The sequence below is a fragment of the Enterobacter sp. WI-ESBL-E8 genome (assembly GCF_053364895.1).
In genome coordinates, this window is the sequence record NZ_JBRWXJ010000001.1 from 2,254,375 (window position 1) to 2,266,533 (window position 12,159).

Consider the following 12,159-nt stretch of genomic DNA (forward strand, 5'->3'; position numbering starts at 1 on the left):
AAACCTGAACATCTCAGAACAAAGTGAAAAGGGGCCCTAAGGCCCCTCTGGTAACATCAGAATCCGATACGGATACCGGCCACACCCTGGATAGGTGTCTCGATTTGGCTGCCCTGACGATAATTAGCCTCACCGTACAAGGTTACGTCTTTGCCAACATTGACTGAAGCGCCCAGACCGTACTTTCCTGATGTGCCTTTGACGTTGTTGTCAAAGCGATTGCGCTCATTGATCGTAACTTCGTTTGAGCTAGCAAACTCTTGCAGCACTGCAGCTGACAGATAAGGTTTGAACTCAGTCGAGCCAATATTGAACTTCCCGGCAATCTTCGCACCGGCTTCACCTGTGACAGAACGCGGTGAGCCCGTATTACCTTTCATGCCATTGCTGAGTTTTACCTCCTCACTGGTCATCTGAACAAATGCCAGGCGTCCATAAGGCGTGATGCTTATATCATCATTGAGATCGAACTGATAACCACCTTCAACGGCGGTGCTGAGTGCATACTGCTTCCAGTCACCGCCGGTTTTACCTCCGTTAGTCATAACTGCTCTCAGTTTGTTGTTAAGACGGTTACCTTTGACTACACCGTCAGCGTAGAACCCACTTGCGTCGTACCAGGTTGCATACAGACCGAGACCGTAGCTGTCGATTTTGCTTGTACCGCCGCGGGCATGTTTCACTTTGTTATCGCTAAAGGACATGAATGCGCCAGTGACAACGCTGCCTCGGTCAAAGTCAGTACGGGTATCAGCACCGATCTCAAGTCCGTTCTGGCTCAACTTATAGGCTGCGCCATTGCTTGTATCAATGTCACTTTTACTGCCGAGGTAGTGTCCCCATACGTTGCTTTCTGGTCCGGTTTTATCCAGACTCGCGCGATACGTGCGCAGGCCATCCAGCTCGGAATGGATGACGTTCAGACCTGCATTGGACATGGCCAGAATGGCATCAGTTGCAGGTGTGGTCATTGGCTTCTTACCGCCATTTCCGTTACCTCCTGCGTTGCCGTTGTCACCACCGCCCGGATTCTCACCGCCCGGATTCTCACCGCCAGGGTTCTCACCGCCAGGGTTCTCACCACCAGGGTTCTCACCACCAGGGTTCTCACCGCCCGGGTTCTCACCGCCCGGGTTCTCACCACCCGGGTTCTCACCACCCGGGTTCTCACCACCCGGGTTCTCACCACCAGGGTTCTCACCGCCCGGGTTCTCACCGCCCGGGTTCTCACCGCCCGGGTTCTCACCGCCCGGATTCTCACCGCCAGGGTTTTCGCCACCGGGGTTCTCACCGCCCGGGTTTTCGCCGCCTGGATTCTCACCACCTGGATTCTCACCACCTGGATTCTCGCCGCCACTCCCCATGGCCCCCAGATACCAGACGTTACCGCCGGTGAGGCCGTCCTTATCCTGCTGGCTGTACAGGGTGTACATGTACGTACCGCCGTCCACGAATCTGGTACTTCGACCGGACGCCGTGACCATTTCAAAGTCTATGTAACCGCCTTTCTCATGGATGAGGTTCAGTGTCAGATCAGTGTGGTCTGATATCTCCTTACCGGAATCATTAACGGCAAGACCAAACTGACCGGTACCCTGCTCAATCGTGACGTAGTTGCCGGCTTTATCAGCCAAAGAGGTGTTAAGTAGAAAGTTCCCGGTGCCGTTCAGCTCCATAATCGTCAACTTCGCGAATTGACCGTCGCTGTTACGCAGGAAGTTGACGTTACCGCCGTCCATGGTGAGCTTATCGACCTGAGCAGTGTCCGTACCGTATGTGGCATCGGAAAGGTCATTGACAGAGAGGGTGCCTCCCTGGATGTTGACGTCCGTTGCGAGAGAGCCTGCGTTCATCAGCAGTACGCCTCCCGCGCTCACTATGGTTTTGCCGTCGGCCAGCGCTCCGGTCATTAGCCAGGACTGGCCATCGTTTATAGTGGTGTCAGTGGTTGTGCCACCACTGGAGACATACTGATAACCACCACTGTTGATTGTTGTAGAGGTTGCTGTACCGCCGGAAACTCGCTGTTGACCACCGTCAATGGATGTGAGATTGGCCGATCCACCTGCGTGGACGATCTGCCAGCCACTGATAATAGTACCCGTAACTTTAGCGCCACTATTTACGTGCAGCCTGCCATTATTGGCAATAGTTGTGTCAATTGCTACGCCTCCACTGGAAACATGAAGATTACCATCATCGATGAAAGTTGATGTGGCAGAACCTATCTCGATATACATGTCACCACCACCATTGATAGTGGTAGCGGTGGCCGAGCCTCCTGCATAAACATACTGCCGGCCACCATTGACGATGGTGCTGGTTACCGAACCACCATAGACATCCTGTCTGCCACCGCTTATGGTTGTAAATGAGGCCGAGCCTCCTGCGTATACATACTGCCTGCCACTGTTTATTTCTGTTTTAAAAGCTGAGCCGCCACTGGAGATGCTCTGATAACCGCCGCTGTTGATAGTGGCAGATGTGGCCGCACCGCCATTAAAGATGAGCTGAGATCCTCCTTCGATGGTAGTCGAGGTGGCCGAACCGCCACTGACAACGTACTGGATTCCACCACTGATGGTAGTAGAGGTGGCCGAACCGCCACTGACAACGTACTGGATTCCACCACTGATGGTAGTAGAGGTGGCAGTGCCGCCACTATTGACGTATTGACTGCCCCCATCCTCGATGGTTGTAGATGTGGCCGAACCTCCAGCGTAGATATTCTGAAAGCCCCAGTTATTGATAGTGGTGTCCGTGGCCACACCACCACTGGAGACTTGCTGATTGCCATGGTTGTTAATGGTGGTACTTGTAGCTGAGCCCCCGGACATTATGGTCTGATAGCCACCACTGTTTATGGTCGTTGAGATGGCAGAACCTCCGCCGTAGATAGTCTGCCGGGTAGATACTAGATTTGTAGCCAAACCGCTGATTGTGGTGCCAATGGCCATTCCGCCATTAAATATAGCCTGCTGACCGCCATGATTGATGGTAGTGGAAGTAGCCGAACCGCCACTGGATACGTGCTGATTACCACCGCTGTTGATGGTAGTAGAATTGGCACTACCACCATCGTATATGTACTGGTTGCCATTGCCATTAATGGTGGTCTCAGTAGCCGAGCCGCCACTGGCGATGTTCTGATTACCCCCACTACTGACGTAAGTGGAGGTGGCCGAGCCGCCACTGGCGATGTTCTGATTACCACCACTACTGACGTAAGTGGAGGTGGCCGAGCCGCCACTGGAGATGTTCTGATTACCCCCACTACTGACGTAAGTGGAGGTGGCCGAGCCGCCACTGTAGATGTTCTGATTACCCCCACTACTGACGTAAGTGGTGGTGGCCGAGCCGCCACTGGAGATGTTCTGATTACCTCCACTACTGACGTAAGTGGAGGTGGCCGAACCGCCACTAGAAACTAACTGAACACCATCAGCATGTATAGTAGTAGAGGTTGCTGAACCGTCACTCTCGACGTGCTGATAGCCTCCACTATTGATGGTAGCAGTAGTGGCTGTGCCGCCACTGAGGATGTACTGTCCACCACCTTCGATGGTGGTAGAATTCGCCGAACCTCCAGCGTAGACGTTCTGATAACCCCAGGTGTTGATGGTGGTGTCACTGGCCATACCACCACTGGAGACGTGCTGATAACCGCCACTATTGATTGTAGTAAAAGTGGCAAAGCCACCGCTGAAGATACTCTGACTACCACTGTTTATCGTGGTTGTAATGGTCAGGCCGCCATTAGAGACGAGCTGGCCACCAGCGCTTATAGTAGTGCTGGTGGCCGTTCCTCCGCTGACGAACTGGTTACCACCATCAAGGATGGTAGAGGTAGCCTCCCCGCCATTATAGATGAGCTGAGAACCACCGCTCATTATGCGTGTCGATGTAGCCGACCCGCCACTGGACACGCGCTGATTACCACTATAAATGGTGGTACTAGTGGCAGACCCGCCACTGGATACGTGCTGAGCACCACCACTGATTGTGGTTTCAGTGGCAGAGCCACCATTGGAGACGTGCTGATTACCCATGACGTTGATGGTGGTGTCGATGGCAGTGCCGCCATTTGAAACGTGCTGTTCTCCATCAATTCCAACGATAGAGGTATTAACCGCTTGGCCGCCATTAGAAACGTGCTGCTTTCCACCGAATTTAATATCAGTAGAGGTTGCCCGGCCGCCACTTGAGATGTACTGAGTACCACCGCTGTTAATGGTAGTAGAGGTGGCTGAGCCGCCTCTGTAAACGTACTGATTACCACGGTCGAGGGTAGCATAGGCGGCCAAGCCACCACTAGAGATGTGCTGTACACCACCGTTACTAACGGTGCTATAAGTGGCGGTGCCACCATTTGAGATATGCTGAAAGCCACCGCTAATGATGGTAGTAGAATTGGCACTACCACCGTAGATGTGCTGGTTGCCATTGCCTTTAATGGTGGTGACATTGGCCAAACCGCCACTGGAGACACGCTGAATGCCACCGCTATTGATGGTGGTGTTAGAGGCCCAGCCGCCATTGGAAACTAACTGAGTGCCACCTGTGTTGATGGTGGTAGCAGAGGTATAACCGTCACTAGTGATGTACTGACTACCACCGCTATTAATGGTAGTGGAAATGGCCCTGTCTCCTGAATGAATACCCTGTATGCCCGTTACCGTCTCGCCCACATAATCCGCAGCCATGACCGGCCCAGAAGGCAGCAGCACGACGCCCAGCAGTAACGCCAGTGCGCTTTTCTTCGGCGTCAGCTTCGGGCGACCGGACCCGGTCGCGAGTTCAGAGGTAACAATCCACTGCTGGCGCGACTCGCACCAGACTGTGGTGTAGATCTTGTTCATGTTTATTTTCCTTACTTATCAACTAATCCTGAATGCAGACGATCCACCATGCCGATGACCTGTTTACCGGTTATCAGACTCGTGCACTCGTACTGTCGGGGGGTATTCTTGTGATGCGGGCACCACAAATAATCCACGTGGTCAAAATCAACAGACGTGTCATCCCAGCAGCCGTTACAGCCATGGCTGCTGAATACCCGCCAGGGGGTGAAAAACTCGCTATTGGGAAGACTGAATCCGCTGATTAACACCACAGGGATCCCGGACGCCCAGGCAAGCCATGACAGCCCGCTGCCCAGTCCGATAAAGAAGCTCGCATGCTTTAAGAGGTCCACACGCTCCTGAAGCGGAATATTCCCCGTAAAGTCTTCGGCGCCCTGAGGAATGTGGTTCCAGACGAAGCCCTGGCCGTAATGCGCATTGCGGTCAATGCACAGCACCCGGTAACCCAGAGATTTAAGGTGGGCAACCACCTCGGCCCAGCCATGGCCGTTGTTCCAGTACTTCGCCTGGTTGGTAGACTGCGCGGCGATGCAGACATACGGCTCCGCTATTTTTCTTTCCGCATCCAGCTTCAGTCGGGGAGGGCACTCCCGCGGATCGACCCCGAGGATATAGCCGGCATTGCGGTGGAAGCCGACCTTCCTGAAATCGATGGGCTGATGAGTTGTGTCTCCCTTAAAGAAAAGGCCGACATACCAGGACGCGTAGGGATTTACAGTTTGCAGATGGTCCTTTGTGGAGAACGTGATCTCCGGATATTGCGCGCTGAGCAACTCGATAATTTCCTGCCCCATAACGCACTCAAGCTGACAGCGGTGCAGCTGGCGAAAACGCTCTGCGTAATGGAACCAGCCAAGCATGTCGCCCAGCGTGCCCGTAGGGAAAAAGATAACAACGGGCTTATCCTTCATATCTAACGTTTCATCCAGGACCGGGCTAGTCGATCCCTGGTGGAATACCTGAATGCGGAAACGGACGTAATATTTTTTATTACTGGTAACCCAACCGCCTTCTGAGTCACAGCTGAAGAGAATATTGCCGCTGTCGTCATCCATTAAGATGACGTGCCATTTTCCTTCCGGAAGCAAAACGCGCGCGCCATAGTTAAAGTCATAAAGAATTCCGTCCGGTCCTGTGCATGACGGAAGCTCTGGAGGATTTGGAAAGTTAGCTGACATATATAATTTGTCCTCGGTGGTAATTTTAAATCTGTAACAAATAGGTTGAGTGCACTACTGTTATTTAAGTAATGCTGTTCCATGAAAGGTTGCGAATTGCTGTGTTTATGCTTTTGAAAAATGTTATATGTGCATGCAAAACTCGTGCATGCTTACAGGTTTTGAAAATAGATAACCCTGAAAAATATCCACCCCTTTATCTTTCAAAAGCGATAGTTGTTCCTTGTTTTCTATACCTTCAGCAATGACATGAATTTGCAGCCGCTCTGCGAGAGTGACAATGGAATCAATCACCGCGGAATAGATTAATGATCCATTGCTGGCAATTGTGAGGCATTTATCAATTTTGATTGTTGAGAAACCTGCATGTTCAATATATTTAAGACATGAACTCCCGCTGCCGAAATCATCAATCGCAAATCGCACACCTGACTCAGTAAGTTGCTGCATAGCCTCGAGTGCAAAGTCGTCCAGGTTCATTGTTCCACGTTCGACAATTTCCAGCGTGACAGCAATGCGTCCGTCGAATGTTTTCTTAAAGTCCGTCACTGCTTCAATAACTCTTGAAGAGTTCAACTGTCTCGCACAGATGTTGAAGGAGAGATAAAAGTCATCAGGTAGAGTACCTTCATAGCCTTCGAAGTAGGTTTTAACATTAGACATCAAGCTGCATGTGACATCATTAATCACTTCACATGATTCCATTGCTGAAAGGTACTTTTCTGGGGAGTGGTAAATTCCATCTTTGAGAACTCTGAGTAAAACCTCTCCGCCTACTATCTTATCTCCCCAATATACGGGCTGAATGAAGGGAACAAATTCAGCACCAGTCAGTTCCGCTGATAAGATTGTTTCTCTAATCACTGTACGAGCTTTGATGAAGAAACGTTCTGCCTTCATGAGCATTTTGGTGCTTATCATAATGTCGCTCCTTATCTACTGGATTCGCTACCCGAGCTGTCTCTTCGTTCCCGGAACTGTGAATGGCGGTAGGGCGGATGACTACTCCTGGAGATTAAGAACCTGCTCATTCACTTCTGCGAATAATCCTATCAACCAAAAACGCAATGCAGGTATATGTATCTTGAATTTGTTAAATTACAAATTAATGTTCTAAGCATGAATCCATTTACAAGCAATATTACTGCAAGAACTGCTGCTGAGCCTGGCTGTGCTAGGATGAAAGAATGAAGCTGATGGGTTTCCGTAAGTTGGAGAAACGAGAGAAACCATTCAATTACCATCATGGATAAGGAGTCAGAGATGGTTTTCGTGATTGATAATAGGGTTTTCTATCGCTCGGAAGATGGTGCTATATGGCCATCCGGAGACGAAGGCTCTACTGTCATTCTGACCCTGACAATGAACAGACTTCTTGCATGTCTTCTGGAAAAGCATGGTCAGGTTCTGACGCGAAATGAACTTCTGGATAGCGTATGGGATGCTCATGGTCTCCGTTCTTCTAGTCACACGCTAAACAAATACATTTCCGAACTTAGAAAGCATTTCGTACAGTTTGGGATTGTCGAGGAGTGTATTACTACGGTGCCTCGCGTTGGTTTTATGTTTAATAGTGATGTCGAGGTAAGGGTTCAGACTCAATCCACTATTGAGGATGAGCCTCGGTTAGAAGATGAAAAAAATGATGCGCAAGTAGTAAAAGAACTCTCGCTCGTGCGGGTTAAATATAGACATTTACCGATCGCTATGGCATTGACAGTCTTTTTAATAAGCGCGACCTTGATTACTTTAGGGCTTAGGGTTCCATCCAAAGACTTGGCTCAGGTAAGAGAATTGAAGACTTATTTTCTCTTTAAGTATGGATCGTGCCCTGTATACACTGTACAAAGAAATTCCGCATCGCTTTCTGAACAAAAAAAAGACTTGTTCATCGAGTTGGCAAAGGCCAATGGAATTGACTGTCTGGACGGAACCTCATTCTTGTATCAGGTTTCTGAGTCATATCTTTACGGCAACAAGGGACGAGCTTTCATCAGTCGATGTACGTCAAGAAACGATAAATACATTTCCTGTCTAAATAACTATTGGAATGGTTATGAACGCACTCACTAAAAAAACAGGGTTGATTGCTATACTTCTACTCGTTGTGCTGGCGTTATCTGTTTGGTTCTATGTACACAAACGGCAGAATCAAAATTTTCTAAAAGTTAACTGCTCAACGATTCTACGCTATAACCATCAGGATCCTGATTTCATTGCGACGTTGGATCTGGTCTTTCGTTTAGACGAAAACCATGATGGTCAAGCTGTCTTGTCAGGAAATATTCACTCTGATAAAGGGTCTAAAATTATCTCAAGAACAGTATTGTTCAGTTATGAAATGAACAGGCCCGGCGAGATCTCCATAATGGATACGCGTTACGTGAAAACTCACCGCGACACGGCCGATGAGGAGAGCTTCAAAAGCAGTTTCTTTTATGTCCCGGATGGAACGGTTCGCCAGCTGAGAGTTGAGCCTTCCAGTAATGGTTGGTTGATAGGAAACTTACAGTCGCCGTTTGCTCTGTGCGTGAACAGGGAAGGGTAAACAACCGAACGCTTGCTGAGGGAGATGCCTTTCCCTCAGCAAGGTACTCGTCCTTAACACTTCCGGAACTATTCTCCTGTAAAAAATTCGCGCAAAAAGTCGTGAGAAGACTTTGTCTGTCGGGTTGGGTGAGTAGCGTGAATTTTCTTTTGTAACGCCCGATTTTTTCAAATTGCGTGACAGCTTACGGACGCAATAATTTTATTTCCGCCAATAGTGCCCATAATCTGATCGAGTAATTTTCGATATTCTTCGCGCGTAATCACCTCAGCCCGAATTTCGGTTGTTCCTTCCGCCTGCGTCGTGGTGGAATAAATGCCTTTCACGCTAATCGTCAACTCTTTCGCCATGCTTAGCACACTTTGCCGCACCGCATCTTCATGCTCATCACTGCAGGTGATTTTCAGGACATAGCATTTTTCGCCCTCATGGATCGCAGGCAGTTGATTAATCCTCTGTGCGGCTTCACGAAGCAATATGTTGGCACAAAGGATAATCAAGCTGGCCATGGCGGCATTCCAGAACTGCCCTAAGCCGCATAATACGCCAATTCCGGCCGAGCACCACAGCGTTGCGGCGGTATTCAGGCCACGGATATTCATCCCCTCGCGCATAATGACGCCTGCGCCAAGAAATCCTATTCCGGAGACTATCTGCGCTGCGATGCGCCCCGGGCTGTCAGGTGAGGTGGACACGGAACTTAAAATGAACACCGCCGCGCCCGTGGCGACCAGTGCATTGGTACGAAGCCCGGCCATACGCTGGCGCCATTGTCTTTCGGCGCCAATAATTGCGCCCAGCAGCATCGCTGCGAGCAGATGAGAGATATAAGGGAACATCAGCCTGTCGCCTGTTAACATTATTAAATAATAAGCGTCAGTGCTTCATAAAAGACACCATGACGCCCTAAACACGTAGCATGTCAGGACGAGGGTGGCGGAAAGAGTGAATGTGTAAACATGAACATCGCGATGCCCCACAATTGAGCGGTACTTTATGTGTCGGGATGCAATCGCTTAAAGAGGATTGCTGCCCACCGTGAAGGCAAGCAGCGAGAAATTCGCGTCAGCTTACCTTCGTATCAAATATAAAATGGCTTTCCAACGAAGAGCTCCTGTATAAATTTAGTGCCAGTATAATCAGGAGTGATGTTCAGTAAAGCGAAAAAGCCACGTCCGTTATGAATTGTTTAAGTTCGGGATGAGTGTTTTAAGACGTCATCTGATTTTCAAAAACATCCGATAAACTACATTTTGCTTTTTTACCGGCGATAACATGCAAAGGCAGGAAGTATGTCTCTTCGTTCGCTGCGGGCATTATGCCTGACCAGTTTTTTCATCGCAGATGTTCGCGATGGCCTAGGTCCCTTTCTCGGTATTTTTCTGACCGAACGTCACTGGACCCCCGATGATATCGGCATACTGATGACGGCAGGAGGTCTGGCGGGGTTACTGGCCACGCTACCGGCAGGGTTCATCACCGACACCTCACGTAGCAAGCGGACCGTGCTGGCGCTGGTGTGCCTGCTCATCACCCTCAGTACGCTTCTGCTCTGGTTTAGTCAGCAGAGCGGTATCGTGGCTATTTCGCAGATAGTAACGGGTATCTGTGCGGCGTTTGTCGGGCCGCTAATTGCGGGGATTACGCTGGGGCTGACCGGCCAGAGCGGGTTCAGCGCGCAGATGGGCAGAAATGAGGCGTTCAATCACGGCGGCAACTTTGCTACCGCGCTGATTGCGGGCGGCATCGCCTGGTACTGGGGCGTCGGCGGGATATTCCTGCTGATGACCTGCACGACGCTGCTAACACTGTGCGCGCTGCTGGCCATTCGCAGCGGCGATATCGATAACAATGCCGCGCGGGGGTTGTCATCCTCAGAGAGCCTGCCGGTTCCCGGCTTTACGGTGCTGATGAAAAACCGCGCGCTGTTTGTGACCGGCCTGACGCTGCTGCTGTTCCACCTGGCAAACGCCGCGCTGCTGCCGATGCTGAGCATGAGGGTTGCAGCGGCGCCTGCCTCGATTAACCCCGGCCTGTATGCGGCGGGCACCGTCATCATCTCTCAGGCGGTGATGATCCCCGTCGCCATCTGGGTCTCGCATCGCATAGAGCGCTACGGCTACTGGCGCTTAATTATGCTGGCGCTGCTGGTGATGCCGGTGCGCGCGGCGCTGGCGGCGTCCACGGACGCTCCCTTGATGATGATTCCGGTACAAATTCTCGACGGGCTGGCCGCCGGGATCCTGGGGGTCGTGGTTCCGTCGTTTATTGTGGTGCTGTTGCGCGGGAGCGGGCACGTCAATGCCGGGCAGAGCGTGGTGATGCTGATGCAGGGGGTTGGGGCATCCATGAGTCCGGCATTAACCGGCACGATCGCGGGGCACTACTCATTTGCGACGGCATTCAGCGTACTGAGCGCGATTGCCCTGCTGGCCGTTCTGCTCTGGTGGCGCGTTGCTCACCGGAGCTGGGAAATAAACGTGCCGGGTGAGGTATAGACGCCACCCGGCGTTGGGCTTAAGCCAGTTCGTTAGGGCAGGCTTCACCCTTTTCCAGCTGCTGTAAATTCCCCAGCGTCGTTTCTGAAATGCTGATCAGCGCTTCGGCGGTCAGAAACGCCTGGTGTCCGGTAAACAGCACGTTGTGGCAGGCAGAGAGGCGACGGAACACGTCGTCCTGAATCACATCATTAGACTTGTCTTCAAAGAACAGATCGCGTTCGTTCTCATACACGTCCATCCCCAGCGCGCCAATTTTTTGAGTCTTCAGCGCTTCGATAGCGGCCTGGGAGTCAACCAATCCGCCGCGGCTGGTGTTGATGATCATCACGCCGTCTTTCATCTGGTCAAACGCCGCCTGATTGAGCAGGTGGTAGTTCTCCGGCGTCAGCGGGCAGTGCAGGGAGATAACGTCAGACTGCGAGAACAGGGTCGGCAGGTCGACGTACTCCACGCCCAGATCCAGCGCCGCCGCGCTTGGGTACGGATCGAACGCCAGCAGACGCATGCCGAAGCCTTTCAGAATGCGCAGGGCGGCCACGCCGATTTTACCGGTGCCGATCACGCCGGCGGTTTTGCCGTACATGGTAAAGCCGGTGAGCCCTTCCAGCGAGAAGTTGGCGTCACGGGTACGCTGATAAGCGCGGTGAATACGACGGTTGAGCGACATCATCATGCCAATTGCATGTTCCGCGACCGCTTCCGGGGAGTACGCCGGCACGCGAACCACCTTCAGACCCAGCTCTTTCGCCGCGTCGAGGTCCACGTTGTTAAATCCCGCGCAGCGCAGGGCGATGTATTTCACTCCCTGTTTTTTCAACTCCTCCAGCACCGGACGACTGCCGTCATCGTTAACAAAGATGCAGACACCTTCACAGCCGTGCGCCGTTTTGGCGGTTCTCTCGGACAGCAGAAAGTCGAAAAATTCAAGCTCAAACCCGTAAGCCTCGTTAACATGTTGCAGATACTTTTTGTCGTACTGCTTTGTGCTATATACCGCGAGTTTCATAAGACTTTCTCCAGTGATTTTACATTCACGTTAGCATGATTAAAATTATCTTACAATTTCTAAA

Annotated in this window: 8 protein-coding genes; 3 read left to right on the plus strand and 5 right to left on the minus strand. The window is 51.3% G+C overall.

Annotated features, from left to right (window positions below):
* Positions 1-56: 56 nt before the first annotated feature.
* The 3 genes from ACWHWP_RS10910 to ACWHWP_RS10920 all read right to left on the minus strand — a co-directional run bounded on the left by ACWHWP_RS10910 (position 57) and on the right by ACWHWP_RS10920 (position 6,961).
* Positions 57-4,859 (minus strand): AIDA repeat-containing protein, encoded by a 4,803-nt coding sequence (locus tag ACWHWP_RS10910; protein WP_447855552.1) that lies wholly within the window; start codon positions 4,857-4,859, stop codon positions 57-59.
* An 11-nt stretch (positions 4,860-4,870) separates the two neighbouring features.
* A complete protein-coding gene (locus ACWHWP_RS10915) occupies positions 4,871-6,040 on the minus strand; it encodes an autotransporter strand-loop-strand O-heptosyltransferase (protein WP_447855553.1) in 1,170 nt (389 codons plus the stop codon).
* Between the two features lie 123 nt (positions 6,041-6,163).
* Positions 6,164-6,961: an EAL domain-containing protein gene (locus ACWHWP_RS10920; RefSeq protein WP_447855554.1), complete on the minus strand. Its 798-nt coding sequence runs from the start codon at positions 6,959-6,961 to the stop codon at positions 6,164-6,166.
* Between the two features lie 342 nt (positions 6,962-7,303).
* On the opposite strand from ACWHWP_RS10920, the gene ACWHWP_RS10925 reads away from it, so the two are divergent.
* Both ACWHWP_RS10925 and ACWHWP_RS10930 read left to right on the plus strand, forming a co-directional pair.
* Positions 7,304-8,113 (plus strand): winged helix-turn-helix domain-containing protein, encoded by an 810-nt coding sequence (locus tag ACWHWP_RS10925; RefSeq protein ID WP_447855555.1) that lies wholly within the window; start codon positions 7,304-7,306, stop codon positions 8,111-8,113.
* Positions 8,097-8,588, plus strand: coding sequence for a hypothetical protein (locus tag ACWHWP_RS10930; protein ID WP_447855556.1), 492 nt, complete (start codon positions 8,097-8,099; stop codon positions 8,586-8,588). Before ACWHWP_RS10925 ends, ACWHWP_RS10930 begins: the two co-directional genes overlap by 17 nt.
* 167 nt (positions 8,589-8,755) lie before the next feature.
* Here the strand turns inward: ACWHWP_RS10930 and ACWHWP_RS10935 are convergent, their stop codons facing one another.
* On the minus strand, positions 8,756-9,427 hold the full coding sequence (locus ACWHWP_RS10935; RefSeq protein WP_059311396.1) for an MgtC family protein: 672 nt from the start codon (positions 9,425-9,427) through the stop codon (positions 8,756-8,758).
* A 453-nt stretch (positions 9,428-9,880) separates the two neighbouring features.
* Here ACWHWP_RS10935 and ACWHWP_RS10940 point away from each other — a divergent pair, with 453 nt between their 5' ends.
* Positions 9,881-11,086 carry an MFS transporter gene (locus ACWHWP_RS10940; RefSeq protein ID WP_447855557.1) on the plus strand — a complete coding sequence of 402 codons (1,206 nt, stop codon included), beginning with the start codon at positions 9,881-9,883 and terminating at the stop codon, positions 11,084-11,086.
* A gap of 19 nt (positions 11,087-11,105) precedes the next feature.
* Here the strand turns inward: ACWHWP_RS10940 and ACWHWP_RS10945 are convergent, their stop codons facing one another.
* Positions 11,106-12,095 carry a 2-hydroxyacid dehydrogenase gene (locus ACWHWP_RS10945; protein WP_047348665.1) on the minus strand — a complete coding sequence of 330 codons (990 nt, stop codon included), beginning with the start codon at positions 12,093-12,095 and terminating at the stop codon, positions 11,106-11,108.
* Positions 12,096-12,159 lie beyond the last annotated feature (64 nt).

Coding starts and splice junctions, on each gene's coding strand:
- ACWHWP_RS10925 (WP_447855555.1), top strand. CDS start 7,304: ATGGTTTTCGTGATTGATAATAGGGTTTTCTATCGCTCGGAAGATGGT.
- ACWHWP_RS10940 (WP_447855557.1), top strand. CDS start 9,881: ATGTCTCTTCGTTCGCTGCGGGCATTATGCCTGACCAGTTTTTTCATC.
- ACWHWP_RS10945 (WP_047348665.1), bottom strand. CDS start 12,095: ATGAAACTCGCGGTATATAGCACAAAGCAGTACGACAAAAAGTATCTG.
- ACWHWP_RS10920 (WP_447855554.1), bottom strand. CDS start 6,961: ATGATAAGCACCAAAATGCTCATGAAGGCAGAACGTTTCTTCATCAAA.
- ACWHWP_RS10910 (WP_447855552.1), bottom strand. CDS start 4,859: ATGAACAAGATCTACACCACAGTCTGGTGCGAGTCGCGCCAGCAGTGG.
- ACWHWP_RS10915 (WP_447855553.1), bottom strand. CDS start 6,040: ATGTCAGCTAACTTTCCAAATCCTCCAGAGCTTCCGTCATGCACAGGA.
- ACWHWP_RS10930 (WP_447855556.1), top strand. CDS start 8,097: ATGAACGCACTCACTAAAAAAACAGGGTTGATTGCTATACTTCTACTC.
- ACWHWP_RS10935 (WP_059311396.1), bottom strand. CDS start 9,427: ATGTTCCCTTATATCTCTCATCTGCTCGCAGCGATGCTGCTGGGCGCA.